18 protein-coding genes and 1 pseudogene are annotated in these 26908 nt (G+C 64.2%); 2 read left to right on the top strand and 17 right to left on the bottom strand.

The window, feature by feature from the left end:
- Positions 1–115 precede the first annotated feature (115 nt).
- From B4N44_RS08640 to rimP, 12 genes and pseudogenes are all read right to left on the bottom strand, one after another.
- On the bottom strand, positions 116–1213 hold the full coding sequence (locus B4N44_RS08640) for an undecaprenyl-phosphate alpha-N-acetylglucosaminyl 1-phosphate transferase (protein WP_296699419.1): 1098 nt from the start codon (positions 1211–1213) through the stop codon (positions 116–118).
- Between the two features lie 132 nt (positions 1214–1345).
- Positions 1346–7618: a PAS domain S-box protein gene (locus tag B4N44_RS08645; protein WP_296699424.1), complete on the bottom strand. Its 6273-nt coding sequence runs from the start codon at positions 7616–7618 to the stop codon at positions 1346–1348.
- Complete coding sequence (locus B4N44_RS08650; protein WP_296699427.1) at positions 7615–9252, bottom strand: EAL domain-containing protein; 1638 nt, start codon at positions 9250–9252, stop codon at positions 7615–7617. The genes B4N44_RS08645 and B4N44_RS08650 overlap by 4 nt, the downstream gene beginning before the upstream one ends.
- 262 nt (positions 9253–9514) lie before the next feature.
- Positions 9515–10207: a response regulator transcription factor gene (locus B4N44_RS08655; protein ID WP_296699561.1), complete on the bottom strand. Its 693-nt coding sequence runs from the start codon at positions 10205–10207 to the stop codon at positions 9515–9517.
- Between the two features lie 220 nt (positions 10208–10427).
- Complete coding sequence (locus tag B4N44_RS08660; protein ID WP_296699430.1) at positions 10428–11201, bottom strand: competence/damage-inducible protein A; 774 nt, start codon at positions 11199–11201, stop codon at positions 10428–10430.
- Between the two features lie 245 nt (positions 11202–11446).
- Positions 11447–13548: pseudogene (pnp, locus tag B4N44_RS08665) on the bottom strand (polyribonucleotide nucleotidyltransferase).
- Positions 13549–13730: 182 nt separating this feature from the next.
- Positions 13731–14000 (bottom strand): 30S ribosomal protein S15, encoded by a 270-nt coding sequence (gene rpsO, locus B4N44_RS08670; RefSeq protein WP_296699432.1) that lies wholly within the window; start codon positions 13998–14000, stop codon positions 13731–13733.
- A 195-nt stretch (positions 14001–14195) separates the two neighbouring features.
- Entirely contained in the window at positions 14196–15113 is a 918-nt protein-coding gene (truB, locus tag B4N44_RS08675) for a tRNA pseudouridine(55) synthase TruB (protein WP_296699435.1), read from the bottom strand.
- Complete coding sequence (rbfA, locus tag B4N44_RS08680) at positions 15097–15507, bottom strand: 30S ribosome-binding factor RbfA (RefSeq protein WP_296699438.1); 411 nt, start codon at positions 15505–15507, stop codon at positions 15097–15099. Before rbfA ends, truB begins: the two co-directional genes overlap by 17 nt.
- A 4-nt stretch (positions 15508–15511) precedes the next feature.
- Positions 15512–18265, bottom strand: a complete 2754-nt coding sequence (gene infB / locus B4N44_RS08685; protein ID WP_296699441.1) for a translation initiation factor IF-2 — start codon at positions 18263–18265, stop codon at positions 15512–15514.
- An 18-nt stretch (positions 18266–18283) separates the two neighbouring features.
- On the bottom strand, positions 18284–19786 hold the full coding sequence (nusA, locus tag B4N44_RS08690) for a transcription termination factor NusA (protein WP_296699445.1): 1503 nt from the start codon (positions 19784–19786) through the stop codon (positions 18284–18286).
- A gap of 122 nt (positions 19787–19908) precedes the next feature.
- Positions 19909–20367: a ribosome maturation factor RimP gene (gene rimP / locus B4N44_RS08695; RefSeq protein ID WP_296699447.1), complete on the bottom strand. Its 459-nt coding sequence runs from the start codon at positions 20365–20367 to the stop codon at positions 19909–19911.
- 609 nt (positions 20368–20976) lie between these two features.
- On the opposite strand from rimP, the gene B4N44_RS08700 reads away from it, so the two are divergent.
- Entirely contained in the window at positions 20977–21525 is a 549-nt protein-coding gene (locus B4N44_RS08700) for a SprT-like domain-containing protein (RefSeq protein WP_296699448.1), read from the top strand.
- A gap of 83 nt (positions 21526–21608) precedes the next feature.
- Here the strand turns inward: B4N44_RS08700 and B4N44_RS08705 are convergent, their stop codons facing one another.
- The 5 genes from B4N44_RS08705 to nagZ form a co-directional block, all read right to left on the bottom strand.
- Positions 21609–22628: a hypothetical protein gene (locus B4N44_RS08705; protein WP_296699453.1), complete on the bottom strand. Its 1020-nt coding sequence runs from the start codon at positions 22626–22628 to the stop codon at positions 21609–21611.
- 137 nt (positions 22629–22765) lie between these two features.
- Entirely contained in the window at positions 22766–23506 is a 741-nt protein-coding gene (locus tag B4N44_RS08710) for an S-methyl-5'-thioinosine phosphorylase (protein ID WP_296699456.1), read from the bottom strand.
- 126 nt (positions 23507–23632) lie between these two features.
- The gene (locus B4N44_RS08715) at positions 23633–24109 is read right to left on the bottom strand and encodes a hemerythrin domain-containing protein (RefSeq protein ID WP_296699459.1); all 477 of its coding nucleotides are present in this window, start codon (positions 24107–24109) and stop codon (positions 23633–23635) included.
- Between the two features lie 209 nt (positions 24110–24318).
- Positions 24319–24870, bottom strand: coding sequence for a hypoxanthine-guanine phosphoribosyltransferase (locus B4N44_RS08720; RefSeq protein WP_296699461.1), 552 nt, complete (start codon positions 24868–24870; stop codon positions 24319–24321).
- Positions 24867–25943 (bottom strand): beta-N-acetylhexosaminidase, encoded by a 1077-nt coding sequence (gene nagZ / locus B4N44_RS08725; RefSeq protein ID WP_296699464.1) that lies wholly within the window; start codon positions 25941–25943, stop codon positions 24867–24869. Before nagZ ends, B4N44_RS08720 begins: the two co-directional genes overlap by 4 nt.
- Positions 25944–26322: 379 nt before the next feature.
- Here nagZ and B4N44_RS08730 point away from each other — a divergent pair, with 379 nt between their 5' ends.
- Positions 26323–26898, top strand: a complete 576-nt coding sequence (locus B4N44_RS08730; RefSeq protein WP_296699467.1) for a hypothetical protein — start codon at positions 26323–26325, stop codon at positions 26896–26898.
- The last annotated feature ends 10 nt before the right edge of the window (positions 26899–26908 follow it).

Genomic DNA, 26908 nt, shown 5'->3' on the forward strand with positions numbered 1-26908 from the left:
GGGTGATAGACCACATAGCCTTGGCGCATGAGATTGATCTCGGCGCGCTGCGCTTGTCTGGGCTTGGACTGAACCAGATACCAGCGAGCCGACTCGACGCCTTGCGCCTTGTCCATCAAGCGGCCTCACTCTCACTCAGGGCAACATGCCCGAGATTCCGCGTGTTTCGTCGCTTTCGGTATGACCAACGCAACACCCGCGGCACGATCCGATGCGACGCGAAGTAGAGACAAACGATCAGGAAAAAGGCATAGAAGAGCGTGGCCTCGGGGATGGATCGTGCCGTTGCCGAAACGCCAATCGCGGCCATGAGGACGGCGCCCGAAAGGATGACGCGCAGGGTCTTCTTCGAGCATCCGAAGGCGCGCAAAAGGTCATGGTGCAGATGCCGACGATCTGCCGCGAAAGGGGATCGACCGCGCCGCATGCGTCGCGCCATAACACCGAAGGTATCCAAGAGCGGGATAGCGGTCAGCCAGAGGGCAGCTACCGGCGCGATGGCGGACCCGGGGCCTTGCGTGACCTCGATCATCGTCCAGACCACCAGATATCCCATGAGCATGCTCCCGGCATCGCCCAAGAAAACGCGATGTCTCGTCACTCCGAGGAGCCTCAGGTTATGCACAAGGAACGGCAAGAGTGCGATGCAAATCAAGGCGATCGACAAGCGCGACGTCTCCGCAACCCCGGGCATCGCAAGCACGCCACCCAACGCGATCAACGCGAGCCCGCCGGCGAGCCCGTCCATCCCATCGATCATATTGAAGGCGTTGATCATGCCGACGATCGCGATCATGGTCACCGGAACGGCCATGATGCCGAGCTCGACCGGACCCGTTCCGAAGATGTCGCCGAGCGAGTCGAGTCGAACATCCGCCCCGAAGATGAGCAGAAGCGCACTTGTCGACTGACCGGCAAAACGGATGCCGACGCCGAGGTGAAAGCGATCATCCATCACGCCGACGGCGACCAACACTCCGGCGCCAAGGAGCAGGGAAAGAGCGTGCGAAGACAGCGGAAACCACCACAAGGCGCCCGCCAGGATGCCGCCGTAAATCGCGATCCCCCCGACGACCGGGACCGGTACTGCATGGCGTTTGCGTCTTTGGTCGGGTCGGTCAACCAAACCAATACGATCGGCAAGTGAATGGAGCACGCGCAGAAGAATCCAGACCATGAGCAAGGTCGACAGCAGGGAGACAAGCACCAGCATGATTTCGGTCAGGACTCTTCGAGGACGGATCTACGAGTAGACTAATCGGACGGGCTCCCGCCCTACAGTAAAGAAATGTGAAGCGGCGTGACGTTCTCGCATGACACGATGAACATCGGGCGACGACCTTCGTCAGTCGCGGGATCCGACAACGACCTTCGCGATCGCGGCCCTCAGAGCGCCGTGATCCACGGGTTTGCGCAGCATGAGTGGAGTGTAGGGCAAGGCATCGAGCGAGAAAGCCGACGGGGCTTGGCCCGTCATCAGGATCAACTTCAGATCCGGAAATGCCCGCGACAGCGCGAGGTAAAGGGCGGCGCCGTCGAGAACCGGCATCGCCAGATCCGACAACACCAGGTCGAAATCGGCGTCGCGTCGCAAGAGATCGAGGGCGTCTTGGCCATTCTCGGCAAACGAGACCAGGATGCCGTCCAACATCAGCAATCGCCCGATCGCATCCCTGACACGCGGGTCATCGTCGACGACGAGAACCCGCAGCAGTGGATGGGGCGAATCGTCGTTCGACGATGCAGGGTCATCGCGCTGGGGAGATCCTTGGATCGCGAGCGGCATCAGGAGTCTGAACTCGGTGCCCCGACCGGCCTGCGATGACACGGCCAAACCCGCACCGGAGCGCATGACGAACTCCTGCACCATGAACATGCCCAGCCCATGCCCGCGTTGTTTGGCCTTGGTCGAGAAGAGCGGCTCGAAAAGCCTCTCCAGGACCTCCTCGGCCATTCCGCACCCGGTGTCGACAACCCTGACCTGAACATACTCGCCCGCATCGAGTCGACCGACCGGCAGCGCGACGGAATCGTCCCACGCGACGGTCTGTGCGGCGATCAACAGATCTCCGCCATCGGGCATGGCATCGCGCGCGTTCAGGACGAGGTTCAGCAACGCGGCCTGGAGGAATGCGGAATTACTCATGGCCGCGAGTCCGGGCTCGAGATCCAGACCGATGTTGATCTTGGCCGGGAGCATCTGTGTCACGATGCTCACCAGCTCGCGAATCGTCTTCTCGAGCGGCACGCGCTCGAGCACGATGCCGCCGGCGCGACTGAGCGACAGCATGCCCGAGGTGACGACCTTCGCTTGACCGAGCGCACTCTGGGTCTCTTCGATGACCTGGGCCACCTCCGGATCGCACTGCTCGTCGCTCAGGATGGCCCCGAGATAATAGAGGTTGGCGTCGATCACCCCGAGCAGGTTGTTGAAGTCGTGCGCCACGCCGCTCGCCAGATGACCGATGGTCTCGCGCTCCTTCGCGCTGATGAGCACCGCTTGCAGTTGCTCTTCGTACTGACTTGCAACGATGCGTTGGCCGATCAGTCGAACCAATTCTCGGTCTGGATCCGACAGCTCGCTCAAGTCGGCGCGTCCCCAAAAACTCATCACCAGGGTACTCGTCCGAGCGTTCGGTCCGGTCCACTGCAACGCCATGCGCACGCAGGAGACGTAGCCTGCCTGCCGAGCCCCATCCGGCAGCCGGGATCCGGCCAAGAGATGCGGGACACCGGGCTGCGCCGCGTCCGCATCCGGCGTGACGCAGACATCGGGGACAGACACGAGCTGCGAGACATCGGTGTCCGGATAATATGCGACCGCACGATAGGTCCGGTCCGACCCGATCGCTCCGATGTCGGCGGCATCCAAGCCCAGACCCTCGCATCCCGTCTTCAGGAGGGCACGCAACTCCTCGGTCGGCGTCAATGCCTGGCTGGCCAAATCGACCAGCGATTCCAGGCTCTTGGTGTAGCGCAGCAACGCCGCTTCGAGCTCGCGCTGACGCTCGGTCGCGGCCTGAAACTCGGTGATGTCCTCGACCATCGCGAGCACCACGGGCCGCTCGCTGACTCTGCCGGGCAACAGGGCAACCCGCAGGTCAGCCCAAAGAAACGCACCATCGGCCTTGCGATAGCGTTTGGTCGTTCGATAGAAGTGGCGTTGTCCCGCGATAAGCTCCCGGTACAAGACAAGCTCCGCCGCCAGATCATCCGGACAGGTCAACTCATCGAAGCGCATCCCGATCAGATCCTCCTGCGCATAGCCGAGAAGGTCGCCGAGCATGCGGTTGGCCAACGTCAGTCGCCGGTTGGGACCCGAGATCGCGATCCCGATGGGTGAATTCTCGAAAATCGCGCTGAGACGGGCTTCGCTTTCCGCGAGCTGCTCCTGCGCCCGATAACGCTCGGTGATATCGACATCCGTGCCACGGTATCCGAGCAGCGTGCCGTCATCGGCGAGGACCGGAGTCGCGTTGGTCAGAACCCAGATCATCGAGCCGTCGGGGCGAAGGATGGGATTGACATAGTCGATGAAAGGATCCAACCGCGCGGAGCGCTGCAACCCTTCAGACATCACACGATCGCGCATCGTCTCGGGTGCCAGCTCGAAAAAGTACATGCGGCCGACCAGATCCTCGCTGCGATAGCCCCAGGTGTCCAGGGCCGCAGGACTGACATAGGTGTAAAGACCCTCGGCGTCCACCTCCCAGGTCACGATCCGGCTCTGCACCGCGAGCTGGTCATAGCGCAGGTTGCTGTCGCGCAGCTCCGAGTAAGTCCGGGCACGCTCGAACGCACTCACCAGGATGCTGGCAAAGACCCGCAGGAAGCGAACCTCCGCGTCCGACCAGCCCCGTGGCGCTTGCACCGCATCGAAGCCGACGAAACCGATCAGGCGCTCAGCCTGCAGCAGGGGCACCAGCACGACCGACAGGATCGCTTGGAACTGAAGGATCTCGCGCTCCGTGGCCCAGGCGTCCGGGAGCTCCGCCACACACGGAACCACGACGGCCTGTCCGGACTCCAGAACCTGAATCGAGGCGAAGAAGTGCTCGATCGGAAGCTGCTGCAGATGATCGATCATCGGCTCGATCCCCGGAGCAACCCACTCGTGACTGTTGCTTATGGTGTCGGAAACGAGATCGAATCGAAACACGTAAGCCCGATCGGATCGGGTAAAGACGCCGAGCCGCTCGAGTGTTCGGTTGACCAGCGAATCGAGATTCTCGTCGTAGACCCCGACGAAGGCCGAGGCCAGATCGAGGAGCTCGCGCTCGAGCGTCTCGCGCTCGATCAACTCGAGCTCTGCGCGTTTACGCTCGGTGATGTCCTCATGGGTACCGGTCATGCGCAGCGGCCGACCTTGCGCATCGCGCGCCGAGATGCGGCCCTGACTGTAAACCCAGACCCAATGGCCGTCGCCGTGCAACATCCGTAACTCAACGCGGTAATGTTCGGTCTCGCCGCCGAGATGACGCGCGGTTTCGGCCTCGACTCGCTCGCGATCATCGGGATGACAGAGTGCCCGCCAAATCTCGATCCTGGTCGGCTCCAAATCCTCGAGACGACGGCCGAACATCTCGGCCCAGCGCGGATTGAGCGTCAAGGCATTCGTGACGAGATCCCACTCCCAGGTCCCGACCTGTGTCCCGTCGATGATGTCGGCGAGACGGCGACGCTCCTCCGCCAGCGCCAGCTCGGCGCTCTTACGCTCGGTGATATCTCGGCCGATTCCGACGATCGACTGGATTCGGCCTTCCCCGTCGACAAGAGCGCGATCGAGCCACTGCAACCACCGCCATCCCTTGACCGTTTCGGCGCGTTGATCGACCAGGCAGGTGTACGGCGGGTGGCGGAGTGCATTCATCGCGGCAGTCGTTGCATCACGATCATCCGGATGGACACTCGGCATAAAGTGACGCCCGATCAACCCGGCCTCGTCGCGACCGAAGAGTCTGCAGTAGGATGGACTGACGTACTCGAACCGGCCCACGGCATCCGTGCGGACGACCAGATCCTCGATGTTCTCCACGACTAGACGATACCGCTCTTCCTGAGTCCTCAAGGCATCCTCGACTGCGCGCTGCGCGGTGATATCCAGTGCAGTTCCGGAGATACGCAAGGGTGTTCCGTCGTCGGCGAAATGCGCGCGACCTTCCGCGCGAAGGATCCTGTGCACACCGTCGGCGCCCAGCACCCGATGCTCCACGGCATAAAGACCATCGGGACTGGTCAGGGCCGCCTCCACCGCCGCCCAGACGCGCACGCATTCCTCTTCGGGCACAACCGCATTAAACGCCTCCGCACTCGGCGTCACGGCGCCCGGCGCATAACCGAGCAGTCGAAACGCCTCGTCGGACCATTCGATTCGGCCGCTGCTGTAATCGAGATCCCAACTGCCCAGATGCGCAGTCGCCTGCGCCTCGCGCAACAGGGTTTCGCTGCGGGCCAGACGCTCCATGGCCTGCTTGACCGCCGTGAGGTTCTGTTGGATGCCGACGTAGTGCGTGACCTCGCCGCGCGAATCGACCAACGGGGCAAGATTCAGCGCATTCCAGAACAGCGTTCCATCCTTGCGATAATTGCGAATCGTGACCTGGCAGGGGTTGCCGGCCGCAAGCGCGGCACGGATCGTCGCGCGCTCGCCCTGATCGCGATCGTCGGCCTGAAGGAAACGACAATTCAGACCCAACACCTCATCGGCACGATAGCCGGTCAACGCCTCAAAGCCCTGATTGACGTAGCTGATACGGTAGTCACAGTCCGCGAGGCGTCGCGCGAGGACGATCCCGGTGCCGGCCTGCGACAACGCGCCGAGCAGAACATCATGCCGGCGCCGAGTGCGCAGGGTGTCGAATGCCAGCGCGACGAGGTCCGCGGCCGTCTCGAGGATCTCCGGCACGTCCGCTTCGGGCTCGCGCGAGGGACAAGGTCCGATCGCCAGCACGGCCGCACACCGGCCCTCCCGGGTGATCACGGATGAGCACCACCAGAAGGCCCCGCCCGTGTCGGAGAGGGTGTCGGTCTGCCGCCGAGCCGCCGCATCCCGAACCGACTCCAAGACAAAGAACCGGCCACCGGCGTCCATCCGGTCGGCGCCGGCGCGAACCCGTTCGTTCACGCGGCGCTCCAGGGCCGCTCGCTCGTCGGTATCGAGGTCAAAGCCGGCGAAGTGCACGAGTGATTTGGCCGGGCCTTGCTTGAGCAAGACGCACCGGCATGCCGGGATCATCCCTTCCACCAAGGCACAGAGTCGCTCCGCGGCCGTGCGCTCGTCCTCACCGGGCGCCATCATGCCGGCCAACATCTGCGCCTGCAGATCGCGTACCGAGCGCAGCCGGATCTGGGTATCGCGCTCGCGCTCGATCGTCGCAAAGCTGTCGGTCAGGCCGCGGACCATGACACCGAAGGCATCGGTCAGTGCACGCCCCTCGGCCAAGACGCCGGCAGACGGGATGGTCACGGTCTCGCCGCCGACGATCCGAGCGGGCACGTCGGCGGCGACCTCCATGAGCTGCTTCAACGGACGCACCAGCAACAGGGCCAATCGATCGGCCAGCAGGATCGCGATCCCGGCGATCACGAGCAGGATCGTCAGCAAACGCCGCATCACCTCCTGCAGCTCGTCGATCAGGGCCGCCGCGCTGATCTCGATCGACAGGGCCCCGCCGTACGGCGAATCCGCCAGCGGCAGGATCATGCGATAGCGCGCCTGCCGCCAGAGTGCCATCCGCGAGGGATACCATTGCGCGGGCAGGAGAATCATCAGATCGTCGGCTGCCGTTCGGGCGACGCCGATGTTCGCCGCGGCTGCGTTCTGCCCGAGGTCCTCCGACGGCCCGAGCGGCCGGATCTCAAGCTCGGCATTCTCGGGCAAGGTGTCGCCGAAGAGCCGCGCCATCGCCTGGACATGGGCCAGGATCTCGGCCCGCTCGAGCGGCGTTGGTGTTGCGCGCGTCTCGAGATTGTGGATCGTGAGCACGCCGAATGTCCTGAGACGATCGGCGATATCCTGCTCCAAATGAGCCTTGAGATCGCGATTCTCCAAAGCCACGACGAGGATCGTCGGCAGCAAAAACCCCGAGAGGAAGAGAGTGAACAACACCTGTCGGGCCGAGAGGCTGCCCGGGCGACGTCTCACCGCGGCCACCACCATGACAATCAGACCGGCCAAGGCCGCGTTCAGGATGCCGTTCAGGGACTGTTTGACCGCGACCAACAGGGTTTGATGCCAGACCATCCCCATGGCCGCGCGGTAAAACAACAGAACCAACGGGATGCCGATGAAAGTCCAATAGAGCGCCACGGAGACACCGAGAACAGGCACCTCGCGACCGTGTCGTCGTGCCTGATCCCGATGCCAGCCGACGAAGGCGGCCTCGGCAAGAAAAATCACCAGCGTATAGGGGTGATCCCAAAGGAGGTAGCTGTAGGCGCCCGAGGCGAGCGCGACGACCAATCCGGCACGGGTTCCGAGCCAGACAATGGCCAACAAGACGGCGATGGACCCGAAGATGATCTGCAGGCCGAAGAAGAGCGAGAGGTTGAAATGGTTGCCGGCTACGGCGAGCGCGGCCAACAGAAGCGTCAGTGCGGCGGTGCGGAACCGGCTCACGGCAACATCGCGGCCGGTCCACCGATCAGACGCTCGAGCACGGCCCGAAGCTGATCCGGGGCAATTGGCTTCTGCAGGATCGCATCCGCGCCCAAGACTCGACACATGTCCAGCGCATCGGTGTGGTGTTCGCGCACCGCATCGCCGCTGACCGCGAGGATCCGCGTCGACGGCGCGATCCGGCGCATGCGCTTGATCACCTCGAACCCATCGAGCTCCGGCATATAGATATCGACAATCAGCAAGGCCGGGGCAGCCTCTTCGCAGATCTGCAATGCGCTGCGTGCATCCACGAAGGTCTCGCAGCGGCAACCCCACGCCGTGACGAGGCGTGCGGTGGCATGCAGCATGCGCTGGTCGTCGTCGACGACCATAATGGCGCGCCTGGTCTCGGCCGCGTCGGTGCGCCCGGTCGGCAGGCTCCGCGCCGGCGCCGGCGCCGGTTGGGGATCGGGTTCGGGCTCGGGATCCCGCGTCTGCACCCGGAAGGTGCTCGCCAGACGCTCCGCGGTCATGGGCTTTCCGAACAGGTAGCCTTGCGCGAGATCGGCACCTGCTTGGATCAACAGTCGACGCTGCGCCTCCGTCTCGACTCCCTCGGCAATCACCTGCAACCCCAGGGTCTGGCCGAAGCCGACCATCGCACGCAGCAATCTGAGCCCCTTCGGTGAATCGCACATCTCCGAGACGAACGACAGATCGATCTTCAGCGTGTCGAACGGCAGCTCGGCGAGCGAGCGCATCGAGGAGTAGCCGACGCCGAAATCGTCGATCGCCAGGGACACGCCCATGAGATGGATCTGAGCCGCCACGCTGCGCACGATATCGGGATAGGCACTGGCGGCGCTTTCGGTGATCTCGATCTTGACGCGACAGATGCCCGCGAGCCCGTCGACCAAGCGTCGCACCAGCACCAAGGCCCGCTCCTGCTGCAGGACCAGCGGCGAGAGATTAACCGAGACGAAGCTCAGGTCCGATCCGGCGAGCGTCTCGGTCGACTCGAGCAGACGCTCGACCAGGCTCGCGGTGACCTCGTAGATGAGACCGCTCGACTCGGCGAGCGGAATGAACTCGCCGGCACCGAGGATCTGTCCGGACGGCAGTCTCAGGCGTGCGAGCACCTCGGCACCCTTCAGGCGTCCGTCTGCCGGCGACACGATCGGTTGGAAATAGGGAAAGATTGCGCCGGTACGGATCTGCCATTCCAACTCCCGCCGGGTGAGGACATCCCGGGGTTGCGGCTCTTGGTGAGTACGTCCCGATGGCGCCGTGATGCCCTTTGCAAGGATTGCGGGAAGCTCCTTCACCATTCGAGACTTCGACACGGTCCCGAGGACCTGAACCCCCGTCGAGCGGGCGATGCGTCGCGCGGTATCGAGCAGATCGTCGCCCTGCCCCGAGAGCAGGACAATCGGAATTCGGGGATGAGCCTCGGCCAGCCAGTGGATGACATCGATGCCGTTCTCCTGGCCCAGACCGAGATCGAGAAGGATGAGGTCGGGAAGATCTGTCTCGAGTGCTGCCTTGAAGGAGGAGACCGACACATGAAAATCCGCGGCATGCCCGAAGCGCTTCAGGAAGCGCCCCAGAACCGCCTCGATTCGAGGATCATCGTCCAGACACATCAAACGCATGGCAAGCCTCCCAGCAGCACACGACGCGGAACCCAACTGCAGAATCGATTTCGGGCGATGGCGGAGCCTCCTGGCGGGGCCAATCAACTTCAAGTCAACCTCTCAGCATGCCGAACCGATATCGATCTCTTCAAGTCAATATTTGTAAAGTTGCTCCAGGCTCTTTCGAGCCCTCGAGCGGTGCCTGTCGCTGCAGACCTGCGCGGCTTCCGCTCGGACCATGTGGATCTGGTTGGGACGGCTGCGAGGGTCTCGGAGGCGGTCAATCGCGCTCGAATCTCAGGCGGTAGCCGTAGCCTCGCACCGGCCAGATGACGAGCTCGCGTATACCGCTGTCGCGCAGCTTTCGCCGAATGTTGCCGATGTGGACATCCACGGTGCGGTCTTCCGGGTTCTGCAGCTCGCGGTTCAGCAACTGTGCGCGGCTCACGGCCCGTCCGTACTGACGCATCAAGGTGGCCAGGATGCGGGATTCCGTCTCCGTCAATCGCACGCAGATGCCGCTCGCCGTCTCGCTCAAGGTCATGGCGCTCGGCTCGAGCGTGAGCGTGCCGAGTTGGATCGCGTCGTGAACGCTCGTCCCGAACGCCTGTCGTCTGAGCACGGATCGGATGCGCGCGAGCAGCTCCTCGACCTCGAAGGGCTTGATGATGTAATCGTCGGCACCGGCATTCAAACCCTCGATGCGATCCTGGAGGTCAGCGCGCCCGGTCACGATCATGACGGCCGCGTTCGAGGAGGCGACGAGCTCGCGCACCAGATCCATGCCGTTCTCACCTCCCAGATTGAGGTCCAAGAGCACCAGATCCGCCCCATCGCGACGATAGAGGCGACGCATCTCCGATCCATTGTCCGCGACCGACACCAGGTAACCCGCTCGCGTCAGATGACGCGTCAAAACACCGCCCATGCGCGGGTCGTCTTCAACGACGATAATACTTGCTGGAATGCTTATCTCTCTATCTCTCCTCTAGAGCTTGCGTCCAAAGCGCCCGCGCAGTATTGAGCAAAAGGCGTGCCGGGCGCAATGCCGACGACGATCTCGATCCCATTTCGTCGACCGACGCCGCGCTCGCGCCGTGTGCGCAGCGGCGTTGACGACGCGCATTCAGGCTTCAATTCAGCAGCAAGCAATTCAACGCCATGGCGCACTCACCTGTCATGGCGGTTTTTTGTCAAGCACGCAGGGCATCCGACTCTGCCTCTCGATAAGGAATCGAGTCGCGTTCGAGGCGTTCGCGCAGGGCGTGCATCGCCTCTTCGATCCCGCTGCGTCCGCGAAAGCCCAATCGAATATGGGCATTCTCGCCCATATGGGGCAGGCTGAAGAGCTTGAGATCAGGGAACCGGTCGCCGAGATCGCGCATCACCGGGATCAGGCTGCTTTCCGGGGTTTCGAAAAGTGCGAAGGCCCGCTCCTGCACCGGCTCCGAGACGCCGTAGAACCGCTCCAAGACCCAGTGCGCCATCGGCCAGGCCATCTGCGGAAAACCCGGCAGAAACCAGTGCCCGCGCAGCGAAAAACCGGGGATCCGGTTGATCGGATTCGGAATCAGCTCGCATCCGGCAGGCAGATCCGCCATCAGGATACGGTTGGGATAGGCCTCGGCACCGAACTTCTCCTCAAGCAACGCCTTGGCTTCGGGATGACGCACCAGCTCCAAACCGGCCGCGGTCGCGGCGCATGCGCGGGTGTGATCGTCCGGTGTCGCGCCGATCCCGCCGCAGACGAAGACCGGGTCCGGGCGCCCCATCGAAAAACGCAGATGGGCAACCAGCACCTCGGGATCGTCGGGGAGCAACCAGTGCCAGGCCAACTCATGACCGCGCTCGCCGGTCATACCCTTGAAGGCGCTCAGATGAGCATCGACGCGGGAGCCCTTGAGGATCTCGTCGCCGATGACGATCAGACCGAAGGCTATCGGTGGGCGGAGCGGACGCTTTGTCATACGTGGATGGCCTTTGTATGATCGACTCGTCGAACGATCCTAGCACTTCGCGCCGCCCCCCGGGATAGACGACCTTCAGTCGTCCTCTTCCACCGCCCCGACGGCCGGCAGGGTCGCGCTCAACACGAAGCTCCCGCGAACCGCGCTGAACGCTCTTCGGCTGGTCCTCAAAGCGGCTTCCAGCCGCTTGAAGCGACAAAAAAGGGGCCATCGGCCCCTTTTCGACATACCATGAGACGTGGCGATTACTCGCCCGGCTCGATCGCCTTCATGCTCAAGCGGATGCGGCCTTGCTTGTCGACTTCCAGGACTTTTACACGGACCTGGTCGCCCTCGGAGAGCTTGTCGCTCACGCTCTGGACGCGCTCCTCGCAGATCTGCGAGATATGCACCAGACCGTCGCGTCCCGGCAGGATGGTCACGAAGGCACCGAAATCCATCAGGCGTGCGACACGACCCTCGTAGATCTTCCCCACCTCGACATCGGCCGTGATCAGACGGATCCGGCGCTTGGCCTCCTCGCCGGCGGCCTTCTCGACCGAGAAGATCTTGACCACGCCGTCGTCGTTGATGTCGATGGTCGCGCCGGTCTCTTCCGTGATGGCGCGGATGACGGAGCCACCCTTGCCGATGACATCACGGATCTTCTCGGGATGGATCTTCAGCTCGATGATGCGCGGGGCATGCTCGGACATCTCGGAGCGGTGTGCACCGATGACCTTGTTCATCTCGCCGAGGATATGCAGCCGACCGGCCTTCGCCTGGTCGAGTGCGGTCTTCATGATCTCGGCGGTGATGCCCTCGATCTTGATGTCCATCTGCAGGGCGTTGATGCCCTCGGATGTGCCGGCCACCTTGAAGTCCATGNNTCGCCGAGGTGATCCTCGTCGCCCATGATGTCGGTCAGCACGGCGAAGGCATCGCCTTCCTTGATCAAGCCCATCGCCACACCGGCCACCGGCGCCTTCACCGGCACGCCGGCATCCATCAGCGAAAGGCTGGTGCCGCAGACACTGGCCATGGAACTCGAGCCGTTGGACTCGGTGATCTCGGAGACCACGCGCACCGAATAGGGGAACTCTTCGATACTCGGCATCACGGCGAGCACGCCGCGTTTGGCCAACCGGCCGTGGCCGACCTCGCGGCGCTTCGGTGAGCCCACACGTCCCGTTTCGCCGACGCAGAAGGGCGGGAAGTTGTAGTGGAGCATGAAGTGCTCGCGCCGCTCGCCTTCCAGCGCGTCGATGATCTGCGAATCACGCTCGGTGCCGAGGGTCGTGATGACCAGCGCCTGCGTCTCGCCGCGTGTAAAGAGCGCCGAGCCGTGGGTGCGCGGCAGCACGCCGGTGCGAATCGTGATGGGACGCACAGTCACGTTGTCGCGGCCGTCGATACGTGGATTGCCGGCGATGATCGAGCTGCGCACGGTGGTCTTCTCGAACTTCTCGATCGCACCCATGACCTGCTGCTCGGTCCAGGTCGGTGCGTCGCCGCCGCACAGATCCGCAACGACGGACGCACGCACCGCGTCCAGGGCCGCATAACGGTCCTGCTTCTCCTTGATGCGGTAGGCCTCGGCGATGCGCTCGCCGCAGGCGCTCGCCACGGCATCGGCGAGTGCTTCATCCGCCACGACAGGCGTCCATTGAATCGGGGGCTTGCCCGCTTCGGCGGCCAGCTCGCGGATCGCGGCAATGGCCGGCTTCATCTGCTCGTGACCGAACAGCACGGCGCCGAGCATGATCTCCTCGGAGAGACCGCGCGCCTCGGACTCGACCATCAAGACGGCCTTTTCGGTGCCGGCAACGATCAGATCGAGATCCGAATCCGGACCCACGCCGACCACAGCCGGGTTGAGGATGTACTCGCCGTTCTTGTAGCCGACGCGGACCGCGCCGACCGGTCCGTTGAAGGGGACACCCGAGATCGCCAATGCGGCGGAGACGCCGAGCATCGCAGGAACCTCGGGATTGACTGCAGGGTTCAGCGACTTGACCGTCGCGATCACCTGAATCTCTTGCCTGAAGCCCTTCGCAAACAGCGGGCGAATCGGACGGTCGATCAGACGCGAGGTCAGAATCTCGACCTCGCTCGGACGCCCTTCGCGACGGAAGAAGCCACCGGGGATACGGCCGGCGGCATAGGTCTTCTCTTGATAGTCGACGGTCAAGGGCAGGAAGTCGCGCACCGCGCCGGGGCGCTTGTCGACGACGACCGTGACCAGAACAACCGTATCGTCGACATTGACCAGCACGGCGCCGTCGGCCTGGCGCGCGATCTCGCCGGTCTCGAGCGTCACTGTCTGGTCGCCGAGCTTGAATTGCTTCACGATAGCTTTGGGAATCACAAGTAGATCCTCGGGGTATGTGGTCCGTCGTAGCGCCGGGCCTTGGGCCCCTGCACATGAGGCGCGCCTGCAGGCGCCGTGGTGACAGGGCTGTGCGTCGGTGCCGCCGGCGGCATCCATTCCGCGGGGAGCGGGCGAATCGGGGGCATCCCGACCGCCCGATCGCCGAGTCGGGAGGCGTGTCAGCGGCGCAGGCCGAGACGCGTAATCAGCTCGCGATAGCGGTCGAGATCCTTGCGCTTGAGATAATCGAGCAGCTTACGACGTGAATTGACCATACGCACCAGACCGCGGCGCGAGTGATGATCGTGCTTGTGCTCCTTGAAATGATCGGTGAGCTGCAGGATGCGCGCGGTCAGGAGCGCGACCTGCACCTCCGGAGACCCCGTGTCGGTATCGGCACGACGGTAGTCTTCGACAATCTGTTTTTTCTCGGCTGCGGTCATTGTCATTGGTGGTCTCCCAAGTCAGTGATGGAGAAAAAAGGTCCTGGTCCGTCTCCGATTCGGGAGAGGGATGGGTCGCCCCGACAATGACATCAGGGGATCGGACCGTGGGTTTGAAACGTTTCCTTGGATCCCGCAAAGCGCATTCGCATTGCGGCATTGCGGGTTGCTCGGCGCTCATCGCCGGCGGATCTCAAACGTCTAAATCAGCCTCTTGGGCTGAACCCGCCCGTCGTCGAGGATACTGCCGACACCGACGAAGATCTGCGACGGGTCATAGAGCCGGACCAGTCCATCCGTCGGCGCCTGCGGGATCAAGACCGCTTGGCCTTGCCGCAGATAAAAGGCGGCATCGGCGGAGAGGCGCACCGCCGGCCAGTGACCCAGAGCGCTGTCGAGCGGCAGGAGCAGCGCATCCAGACCGGCCATGTCGTCTTCCCCGGCCATCGCCTCGATCCGGTCCAGGCCGACGAAGGGACCGGCGGTTTCCGTATAAGGCCCCACGGCGGTGCGGCGCAGTCCGCTGACATGGGCGCCGCAGCCCAGCATGCGACCGATATCTTCGGCCAGCGTACGGACATAGGTGCCCTTGGAGCAATGCACGTCCAGCTCGATCTCGGGTAGATCCATCGAGAGCAGATCGAGCGCGAAGATCTGAATCTCGCGCGGCGTGCGCTCGACCTCCAAACCCTGGCGAGCCAGCTTATAGAGGCGTTGCCCTTGGTGCTTTACGGCCGAGTGCATCGGCGGCAGTTGCGAGATGGTGCCGAGAAAACCGAGCAGCACCTCGCGTACGCGCGCCTCGTCGATCCCGACGACCGGCTCGTCGACGATGACCTCGCCCTCGGCATCGGCGGTCGTGGTGGTCACGCCCAGGCGCACGCGCACCCGGTAGCGTTTATCCGCATCCAGCAGATAGGCGGAGAATTTGGTCGCATCGCCGAGACAGCAGGGCAAGAGCCCGGTCGCCAGAGGATCGAGGCTCCCGGTATGACCGGCCTTGGCGGCGCGGTAGAACCGCTTCACGCGTTGCAGGGCGTCGTTCGACGACAGGCCCAGCGGCTTATCCAGCAACAGGATGCCGGTGACATCTCGGCCTGTATTACGACGGCGTCCCATTAACCTGCGGCTCCTGCTCGGCGTCTTGATGCGTGGATGTGTCGGACTGCCCGACCGCTTGCGCGATCAGCGCCGCGAGACGCTCGCCCTTGCCGATCGACTCGTCGAAAACGAAATGCAGCTGCGGGATAGTCCGAAGACGCACGCGTTGGGCGAGACCGTGACGGAGGAATCCGGCGAGCCGCCCGTTGAGCAGACGCGTCTGCTCGGCGGCCTCGTCGTCCGTCGGAAAGCAAGTGAAGAACACCTTGGCGTGCGCCAAGTCACGCGTCACCCGCACCTCGTGGACTGTAATGTTGGCAAGACGCGGATCATTCACCTCGTCGCGCACCAACGTGGAGAGTACACGCTTCAGCTCGGCGCCGATGCGCTCCGTACGGGCGAATTCCTTCATCCGATCAGATCTCGCGGGGCCGTTCGGTCCGCTCGAAGACCTCGATCTGGTCGCCCGGCTGCACGTCGTTGTAGTTCTTCACGCCGATACCGCACTCGATGCCGTTCTTCACCTCGCTCACGTCGTCCTTGAAGCGACGCAGGGATTCGAGCGCGCCTTCGTAGACCACGACGTTGTTGCGCAGCACGCGGATCGGGCTGTTGCGACGGATCACGCCCTCGGTCACCATGCAGCCGGCAACCGCGCCGAACTTCGATGAGCGGAAGACGTCGCGCACCTGAGCCAGGCCGATGATCTCCTCCGTGACGATCGGACTGAGCAGGCCCGAGATGGCCTTCTTCACGTCGTCGATCAGCTCGTAGATGATGCTGTAGTAGCGCAGGTCGAGGCCCTTCTCCTCGATCACACGGCGTGCCGCGGCATCGGCCCGGACATTGAACCCGAGCAGGATGGCGTTGGAGGTGACGGCCAGGTTGGCATCGGATTCAGTGATGCCGCCCACACCGACCGCGACCAGCGCGACCTTGACCTCTTCGTTCCCGAGTTTGAGCAGACTGTCCTTGAGTGCCTCGAGACTGCCCTGCACGTCCGCCTTGATGATGAGATTGACGCTCTTCTGCTCGCCGTCTTTGATCTGCGCGAAGAGCTGATCCAGCGTGACGCCGCGCTGCTCGTCGAAACGGCTCTGACGCGAGCGCGCCGAGCGGAATTCCGCGACCTCGCGTGCCCGGCGCTCGTCGGCGACCGTCATGACGTCGTCGCCGGCATAAGGCGTGCCCGAGAGACCCAGCACCTGCACCGGGATCGACGGCCCGGCCGCCTCGACCGGCGCTCCGGCCTCGTCGAACATGGCGCGAACGCGGCCGTGCTCCCCGCCGCTGACGATGATGTCGCCGCGACGCAGGGTTCCGGATTGAACCAGAACGGTCGCGACCGGACCGCGCCCCTTATCCAGACTGGACTCGACGATGGTCCCGCGTGCAGGCCCGTCGACGGCGGCCTTCAGCTCGAGCACCTCGGACTGCAGCAGGATCCCGTCCAACAGATCATCGATGCCGTCGCCGGTCTTGGCCGAGACCTGCACCATCATGGTGTCGCCGCCCCACTCCTCGGCGACGACCTGGTGCTGCGTGAGCTCCTGCATCACCTTATCCGGATGGGCGTCCGGCTTGTCGATCTTGTTGATCGCAACAATGATCGGGACCCCGGAGGCACGGGCGTGCTGGATGGCCTCGACGGTCTGCGGCATCACGCCGTCGTCGGCCGCCACCACCAGGATGACGATGTCCGTGACCTTGGCCCCGCGGGCACGCATCGCCGAGAAGGCAGCATGGCCCGGGGTATCGAGGAAGGAGACCGTGCCCTTCTCCGTCTCGACGTGATAGGCGCCGATGTGCTGGGTGATCCCGCCCGCTTCGCCGGAGGCGACACGGGTGCGTCGGATATAGTCGAGCAACGAGGTCTTGCCGTGGTCGACATGACCCATGATGGTCACGACCGGCGGACGCGGCAGCATCTCGGCCTGCTCGACCTGCTCCTGGACCTCTTCCATCAACACGCCTTCGGCATCGCGCTCGTCGGCACGGATCGCCGTGTGACCGAGCTCCTCCACGACGATGGTCGCGGTGTCGCGATCGAGCGTCTGGTTGATGGTCACCATCATGCCCTGCTTGAAGAGCTCGCGAATGACCTCCGAGGCCTTCACCGACATGCGACTGGCCAACTCGCCGACCGAGATCACCTCGGGGATCTCGACCTCGCGAACGACGGGCGCGGTCGGCTTTTGGAAGACGTGCTTGTCTTGGAGCTGCGGCTTGAGCGTCTTCTTCTTGCGGCGCAGTCCGCGGCCGGCAGCACCGCCCGCGGAGTCGATTTCTTCGTAATCGGCGCTCGGTGCAACCGCGACCTCGCGGCCACGTGAGCTATCCTTGCGCCCGGCCTTCTTGACCGAACGCTCCTTCTCGGTGGGCTCGGCCGGTTTCTTCAGAGGCGCTTTCTTCGGCTTCGAGGCCTCGGCGCGACGCACGACGGCCGCCGCCACGGGCTCCTCTTCGTCCGCCTCGATCGCACTCTCGATCTCGATGGCAGCACTCGCAGCCGCTCGCGCCTCCGCCTCGGCAGCAAGGCGAGCCGCCTCTTCTGCCGCACGCGCCGCCTCGGCGACACGTCGCTCCTGCTCCTCGATCCGACGCTTCTCGTCCTGCTCGCGCGCTAGGCGCTCCTGATCTTCCTGCTCGGCAAGCCGGCGCGCCTCCTGCTCGGCACGCAACGCCTCGAGCTCGATACGGCGACGCCCTCCGTCATGCGCGGGCGCCGAGGATGCCGGACGCTCACGCTGAGGCCGGGCGCGTTCCACGGCCGGCCTCTGCTGGGCACTGGCTGCCGAGGGCGGCGGAACCGGCTCATCGGCGCGCTTGACGTAGGTCCGTTTGCGCCGAACCTCGACACTCACGGTCTTGGCCCGCGCGGCCGGGGTCGGTCGCGTACTTCCGACATTTCCCCGTGGAGCCGCTGCGGGCTGGCGCAGCTCGCTGACCGACTTGCGCTTGAGCGTAACTTGACCGGGCGTGGTACCGCTGTCGGCCTCGGCCTTACCGTGGCTGCGACGCAGGTAGCCGAGAAGCTGAAGTTTCTCCTGCTCCGTCAAGGTGGTCTCCGCGTTTTCCGCGGTGATGCCTGCCTCGTTCAGCTGTGTCAGGAGACGCTCAACCGGGATGCCGACCGTAGAGGCGAGTTGCTTGACCGTGACTTCACTCATGAACTGACCTTTATTCCTCTATTCCTGCGGGGCGTCCGCAAACCAGGGCTCGCGGGCCTTCATGATCAAGCGGGCCGCACGCTCGCGGTCCATCCCGTCGATATCCAGCAGGTCATCGACCGACTGCTCGGCGAGATCCTCGACTGTGGCCACGCCGCGTTCCGCAAGGGCATAGGCCAACGGCTCGTCCATCCCGTCCATATCCAGCAGATCCTGCGCAGGATCCCGAGCCCCGTCCTCCTCGGTCGCGATCGCACGCGTCAGCAAGACGTCGTTTGCTCGCTCGCGCAGCAGCTCGATCGTATCGTCGTCGAGCTCGTCGATCGCCTGCATCTCGACCAGGGGCACGTAAGCCACCTCGTCGACCGTGCTGAAACCCTCTTCGACCAGGATGGCCGCGAGATTTTCGTCGACCCCGAGCTGATCCATGAAGGTCTGGACCGAACGAATGGCTTCCTGCTCGCCTTTAGCCGCCGCATCCTCTTCGTTCATGACGTTGAGCTCCCAGCCAGTCAACTGACTGGCAAGGCGCACGTTTTGACCGTTGCGTCCGATCGCCTGCGCAAGATTCTCTTCCTTGACGGCGACATCCATGCTGCGCGCTTCTTCGTCGATGACGATCGAGACGACATCGGCCGGGGACATGGCGTTGATGACGTATTGGGCGGGATTATCGTCCCACAGGATGATATCGACACGCTCGCCGTTGAGCTCGTTGGAAACCGCCTGCACGCGCGAGCCGCGCATCCCGACACAGGCGCCGACGGGATCGATGCGTGCATCCATGGTCTTCACGGCGATTTTGGCGCGCGAGCCCGGATCACGTGCAGCGCCGAGAATCCGAATCAGCCCCTCTCCCACCTCCGGCACCTCGAGCTTGAACAGCTCGATCAGCAGCTCCGGGGCGGTACGACTGACGAACAGCTGCGGACCCTTGGGCTCGGAGCGGACATCGTAGAGATAGCCGCGCAGTCGATCGCCGGGGCGCACCGACTCGCGAGGGATCACATGGTCGCGCGGAACAAGCGCCTCGGCGTTGCTGCCGAGATCCACCATGATGGTGCCGCGCTCGGCCTTCTTCACGATGCCGGTCACCAATTGACCTTTACGCTCGCCGAACGCCTCCACGATCTTCGCGCGCTCGGCCTCGCGGACCTTCTGCACGATGACCTGCTTGGCGGTCTGGGCCGCAATCCGACCGAACAGCTCCGAATCGATCTCTTCTTCGATGAAGTCGCCCGGACCGAGCGCGGGCTCGAGAATCTGTGCCGCGGACGCGGTAATTTGGCGCGATGGAGCATCCAGCACGCCCTGTTCGGGATCGGGTACGATCTCCCAGCGCCGGAAGGAGCGATAGTCGCCGGTCTTGCGGTCGATCGCCACGCGCACATCGATCTCCCCGCCGTGTTTCTTGCGGGTGGCCGACGCCAACGCAGCCTCGATGGCCTCGAAGATGACGCCTTCGGGGACGTCCTTCTCGTTCGAGACGGCCTCCACGACCAATAAGATCTCTTTACTCATTCCACCTCATCCGACTCAATAGATCCGGCTCGCAACAGGTCCGGGCCGATGCCATCGACAACCGACGTGCGACTTGACCGAATGCGGCTACGCTGGTCCGTGACTAAGCTCGCTCGGCGACGTCAAAAGACGGGGACGAGGCGGGCAATCTCGATCCGATTCACGGGGATCGCCCAGAGACGACCGTCTGCTTCAAGGCTGACGATGCCGTCTTCGCATCCCCGAAGAACACCTTCCAGACTGCGTCGCCCGTCGAGCTTCTCGCTCAATCGCACCTTGGCGCGCGAGCCTTCGAAACGCCGAAAGTGCTCGGGAAACACCAGCGGCCGATCCAACCCGGGCGACGACACCTCGAGGTCGTAGCGACCCTGGAGCGGGTCCTCGACGTCCAGAACCGCACTCAACTGGTCGCTCACGGCGGCGCAATCGTCGAGTCCGATGCCGCGCTCGTGGTCGATGTAGACCCGCAGCGTGGCGCCGCTCGCGCCGCGCTGAAACAGCTCGACACCGACGAGCTCGTAGCCCAGAGGTTCGACCACCTCGCGGGCCAATAGGTTGAGACGACTGTCCGCAGGCTCCATCGTACGCCCTTCAGAAACAAAAATTGGGCCATCGGCCCAACGACTTAAAGATTCCGCCCCTGCCCGAGACGCCCCCCGGAACGAAACCACCGCCCGGCATCGATCGGCGACCGCGCCGATTCAGATCCCGGCACCGATCCCGGACCCTGGACAACGGACCGCACATGCGAGACACGGGACAGGTGACACCCGGCGGACCGGCTTACGCGGGAGGCCGCCGGCCCGAGGTCCGGCAGCGACGAAAGGCCCGAGATAAAAAAACCCCATCGAAGGGGTTCTTGAGAAACGCCGACCTTCAAGGTACTCGCAGGAGACTTCAACTACGAAGCCCTTGGAGTGTATCCGGTTCAACCTTGATCCGCAAGATCGTTGAGGCGGTCACACGCCACGCAACAGGGTGCCGGTTCGGCTTGTCGTCGGCTCCGGCAGCGCCGACGAGCCGCCCGCCGGTTGCCGAACGCGCCATCTGCGGTGCAGTCTGCGAGCATGCAGGAGCCGGATGACGCACGCACTCCGGCACGGTCGCGCGATACCGACAAGGCTCGGCGTCGGGCGGCGAACGGCCAAGACAGGGCGGCCAAGCAGCGGAATCAGGACAACGAGGATCCGATGACACGCGAATCGATCACAAGCGAGCCCGAGGCGGGCCTTTCCCCGCTCGAGCATGCCAAGGCCCGGACCGGAGCGCTGCTGCGCGAGGCGGAGGCTTGGCTGCGCCTCGCCATGCCTCGGGTCGAGATCCGCTTCGACCTTCGCGGGACCGCGGCAGGGCAGGCGCGGATGCGTGACAGGTCGTTCGCACTCATCCGATACAATGCAGCGCTTTTAGGCCTGCACCCCGAGGTTTTCGTCGCCGAAACCGTGCCGCACGAGGTCGCCCATGTCGTGGCCTTCACCAAGCACGGGGCGTGCATTCGGCCACACGGGGCCGAATGGCAAGCCGTCATGCGTCATTTCGGCGTCGAGCCGTCGCGTTGCCATCGGTACGACGTGTCGAAGTTGCGTACGCGATCCCTGCAGCGATTTCTGTATCGCTGCGGATGCGGTACACACCAGATCAGCAGCATTCGCCACAACCGAATCTGCCGACAAGGAACCGTCTATCTCTGTCGCCGCTGCCGGCAACCCTTGCGCCACGAGACCGAGCCAGGCTATTGAACAACCGCTCGCGCCTGCGTCCTCCAGGGAGCGAATCCGCGCATCCACTCGCATGCGGATGCGACGAACCCGCTCGGCCGGAACTAGCGCTGGTAGGCCGGTGCGCCGTATGCAGGAGCGTAACCCGGACCGTAACCGTAAGCGGGATACCCCATGGGCGCGGCCATCGGACCCGGTACCTGCATCTGCTCCCAGTATGCGCGGGCACGTTGGTCTGCGGCACGCCGCATGTTTTCATACTCGGCCATCATGCGCGCCCGATACTCAGCGGCACTGTCCTGGCGGCGATCGAGCTCGGGAGCACCGGGCGCGGCCATGGTCGGCGCATAGGCACTCTCCATGGGTGCCAGCGGCTGGGGCACCACCGGGACCGGTGCGAAACCCTGCGTGATCGGCGCGGACATGGGCGCGGCGACGTCGGCCGATCCGGATGCCGGCTCGTCCCCCATCAGGGACTCGGCGAAGACGGTTGCCTCGGCATCTTTAATCGGCGGCGAGGCAGTGGTCGCCATGGCGGGGGCAGTCTCTTCGAGCGTGACTTCGGATGCCTGCTCGGAGGTCGGCTCCGGGCTTGTCGGGCGAGCCGCAGCGGTCGCGGGCAAGGGAGCGGAATGACGATTGAATGCGGAGGCTGCCGGACGGTCTTCCGCAACCTGCATGGGCGCGGGCTTGGCGGCGGGTTCCTGCGCGGCGGGGCTTGACTCCACGACGGCCGGCTCGGCAGCGATCGGCTCGGCATTCGCGACCTCGGTCGGTGCCGCCTCGGGGGGGAGGGTTTCGGCTGTTTCGGTCTCGGCCGAGCCGCTCAGGTCCTTGACCTTATCAACGACCTTGTTGAACCCGTCCGCCCCGGCGGCCGTCACATCGGCGATCAGGGTTTCGGCCGATGCCGTAAGCTCCCCGAGCTTGTCGGCCCACTTCTCGAGCCCTTCGGCCTCGACACCGCTCTCGTCGGCCAGCGCAACCTGTGTCGTATCGCCGGTAGTGCCGCGGTCGACCGAGCTCAGATACAAATAACCGAAAGCGATCACGACCGCCCAAAGCGAGAGCTTTGGGATCCAACCAAAACTGGAGCGTTTGGGAGCAGTATCCTCGGTGGCCATTTCGGATTCTCCTGGAAGATGAAGTCGTGGGAAGGGTAGATCATGATATCAGAGTTTCCTGATGTACTTAAGCACCTTGCGCCCCCTTTGCGCATCGGCCCCCTTTGGATGCGCTCCAGCCCGCAGCGACCGGCGCATCAATGCGATGTGGCGACGATCCCGAGCACCGTTCGTACACGCCCGACACACTCGCGCAGATGTGACTCGATCTCGGCCATCGTGATGACGCCCTCGCCTTTTCCCGCCGCCCAATTCACGACGAACGCCAGGCTCGCATAGCAAAGTCCGAGCTCCCGCGCGATCCCGGCCTCGGGCATGCCGGTCATCCCGACCAGATCACAGCCGTCGCGCTCGAGCCGGGCAATCTCGGCGGTCGTTTCGAGCCGCGGGCCCTGGGTCGCGGCATAGACGCCGTCCTCGATCGCCGGATGACCGGATTCGGCGCAGGCGCGGATCAAAACCCGGCGCAGCTCCTCGCAATAGGGCGAGGTCATGTCGACATGATCCAGTCCGCCCTGATCCCCGTCGTAGATGCTGTGCTCGCGTCCGTAGGTGTAATCCACGAGATCGTGCGGAACCGCCAACGCAAGCGGGGCGAAGCGCGCACCGATCCCGCCGACCGCCGCCAGTCCGACGACACGCTCGGCGCCCAGGGCGCGCAGCGCCCACAGATTGGCTCGGTAGTTGATCCGATGAGGTGGCAGCCGATGACCGGCGCCGTGACGCGGAAGGAAGAGGATCTGCGCACCGTCCAGGCGTCCGCTCGCTACCGGCGCCGAGGTCTCGCCGAAGGGGGTTTCGACGCGACGCGATGCCTCGATCTCCAAGGCGGGAAAGTCCGAAAATCCAGATCCACCGATGATGGCGAGAAGACTCATGCGTTGACCACGTCCGGAAGTGACTCGAAAAGGGGCTGTGCAGTCTAGCGGAGGGCAGCGTGTAAGCCAAAAAAAGGCGCCTTGCGGCGCCGGATTCTCGTCGTCGAGCGCTGCGACGATCGACGGTCAGACCGACGGATTGAACGACCTCGCGCCGCGCCTTCCGGGTCGATCGGTAAAGATGCCGATCTCGATCAGCTTCGGAAAGAGGACCTGTTCTTCGCGATCGATGCGCTTGTCGACCATGTCGAAGATCTCCTGCGTTTCGGCAAGAAAATCTTCCGTAAAGTTGAAATCGCAGTTCTTCAGCCAGTGCTTATGATAATCGTCGAAGGTCTTGCGCAAGGGCTTTTCACCGCTGATGAAGCCCCAGGCGATCGACTTGACCTTGGGATCTTCGTGAATCAAGAGGCTCGGGTAGAGACCGCGATCCTCTGCCGCAAGATGGCTGCGAACCTTCGTACCCAGATCGCACAACAGCTCGTAGGCGGTTTTGGCATTGGGACGAATCCGCAGTTGCTCGGGCGTGAGGAGCGACCTGAGATCTTCGATCATCTGACGTAGCTCCGCATGTGTTTTGCGGTAACTTTCTAGTGTCGACATACACCATCCTCCGATCGTTATGGGTCGTGCGGTCGTCGCGTCCCCGCGGTACCGAGGTTACGCGCCCCGCGGGGGACGATACCGCCGCCCCGGGAGGACCGATCACGCTGAAGCAACACTCGGGTGAGGATGTATACCAAAGCTCAAAAGGTGTCAAAAAGCGGGCACTTATATTCCCGTTTCAACAAATACCCATAAAGCTGTCGCGCCTACACGTCTTCATCGGCGACCGCATAGATCCCGGCGGCATTTCTGAAGTAGCCCTTGTAGTCGAGCCCGTAGCCATAGAGATAGCGGTCCTCGACCTGAACGCCGACGACATCGGCCTCGCATGCGTGCTCACGCTCTTTGGACACCAGCACCGCGGTGTGCACGCTCGCCGCCCCGTCTTCAAGACAGGCATCGACGATCCGACGCAGCGTAATGCCCTCGTCGAGGATGTCGTCGAGTACCAAGACATGCTCGCCGCGGATGGCGTCCGACGGACGGTAGCGCCAGACGATCTCACCGCCGCTGGTACGGCCCTGATAGCGACTGGCATGGATGTAGTCGACCCGCAATTGAAACCGCAGTCGCGGAAGCAGAAGACCGGCGACAAAGACCGCTCCCGTCATGACGCAAAGCACCAGCGGATCCTTTCCGGCGAGACGCTCGGTGATCGACGCGGCCATCCGCTCGAGCGCCGCATCGATCTGATCGGGCGTGACCAGTTGTTGCGCGCGTCCCGCGACGGCGTCGTAGTCTTTCGGGTCGAGCTTCATCGGGTTGCCTCCGGGTCGGTCGGATCGAGGAGCTCCAAATCGAGTGTCTCGAGCCCCTCGAGAAGAGTGACGCACTGCACGCCGTGCTGCCACTCGGGCTGCTCGTGCAGACGTGCTCGCTCATGCTGACCGCGGCCGTGCATCCTGAGCAGACGCAGCTCGGCCGCGGGGTCGTGATGATCGACGAACGCCTCGAGAACCGCGAGCGCCGCCGCGCGATTGTTGCAGACCAGCAGCATATCGCAACCCGCGTCCGAGGCAGCGCGTGCACGCTCGACCGGATCACCCTCGGATGCCGCGGCACCCATGTTGAGGTCGTCGCTGAAGATCACCCCCTGAAAACCGAGCCGACCGCGCAGGATCTCGCGCAGCCAGACCGGCGAGAACCCGGCCGGGCGGTCGTCCACCAGAGGATACCGAACGTGGGCCGGCATGATCCCTTCCAGAGCATGCGCAATCAGGCGCTCGAAGGGAATCAGATCCTCCATCAAGAGATCCGTGTAAGGCCTTGGATCAACGGGCAGCTCAAGGTGTGAATCCACGCTCACCCCGCCGTGTCCGGGAAAATGCTTGCCCACGCCCGCCATGCCGGCGCGACGCACCCCGTCGAGCCAGGCGAGCGCCAGATCGCCCACGGCGCGCGCCCGGTTGCCGAAGGCGCGATCCCCGACGACCGGATTGAGCCCGCGGTCCAGATCGAGCACGGGTGCGAAGCTGAAATCCACGCCGACCGAGCGTAGCTCCGCGGCCATGAGCCAGCCCACGGACCCGCAGCTGGCGCGAGCATCTCTGGGATGGCGACTGTAGAGATCGGCGAAGCGTCCCGCGGGCGGCAGTCGCGTGAAACCCTCGCGAAAGCGCTGAACCCGCCCGCCTTCTTGATCGACACCGATCAAAAGATGCGGCTCGCGCAGGGCGTGGATCTCGGCGGTCAGCTCGGCGAGCTGCACGGGAGACTCGAAATTACGTGCGAAGAGGATGACCCCGCCCACGGCGGGATGGCGCAACACCTCGCGATCCTCGGCGTCGAGCGCCGTTGCGGCAACATCGAGCATGACGGGGCCCAAAGACACCGCTTAACCCCCCGCCTTCGGACCGAGCCCGTGCCCCGGCGGGCAACCCTCGGGCCGACACCGCATCCACCGACCCGCTCTTGCTCGCTTCATGGACAGCACCGCTCGCGTCGCTTCCGTCCGCGGCCGAGAATCGCCGCAGCATACCGACCCCAAGGATTGAGGTTTACGGCCGCCGTTGTAACACAGCAACAGCCGCGCTCCTAGGGCCGCCGCGTCTCGACCGCACCGGGGCTGCGCGCGTAGGCCCGAGACCGCTATGATAGGCCCCGCCGGTGGTTCTCCGCACCCGCCGGACGACCTCGCAGCACCCATGCGACTGGCTTCCGGCGTCTCGTCCGACCGCCTCTTACGTCCAACTCAGCAAAGGTCCGTGTCTATGTTGTTCCGCCGTTTCTCGCACCTGCTGCTCGTCGCCGTTGCCGCCTTGGCGATTGCGAGCTGCGGATCCAGTCCGACCTCCGCTCCGGTCCAGACCTCGACCAGGATCGGGACCTCGACGGTGATCGGGACGCCGGCCCCGGCCAGGCCCAAGGCGACGGCCGCCGGAGAGATCTACGATGGCCCCCCGGCCCTCGCGATCGCCCCGGTTGTCGACGGACGCACCTCGCCGACGCCGGAGGTCTCGGCTTGGTGGATCCAAAAAATCATCGCTGAGGACTTGGACCGCAGCGATCTCTTCGCCGGCGTGATTCCGCTCGAGCACGCCTCCGAGGCGCACGAAGGAGGACTGCTCATCCAACCGGCGCTCACGGCATTGACCTGGACCCAACCCAACCAACGCAGCGGGACCATCGCCATGCGGATCCGCGCGAGCGACACCGCAACGGGGCGGGTGCGCCTGGATCGGGTCTACACCGCATCCTGTCGCGACTGCAAGGTGCCGCCGGGGCAACCCGCTGTCGCCGGTCCCTTGGCGGTCTTGATGCAGGACGTCGCGAAGGATCTGCAGTAGCACCTGGCCG

Origin of the sequence: Thiocapsa sp. UBA6158 (genome assembly GCF_002423035.1) — a bacterium.
In the GTDB taxonomy this organism is placed as follows: domain Bacteria; phylum Pseudomonadota; class Gammaproteobacteria; order Chromatiales; family Chromatiaceae; genus Thiocapsa.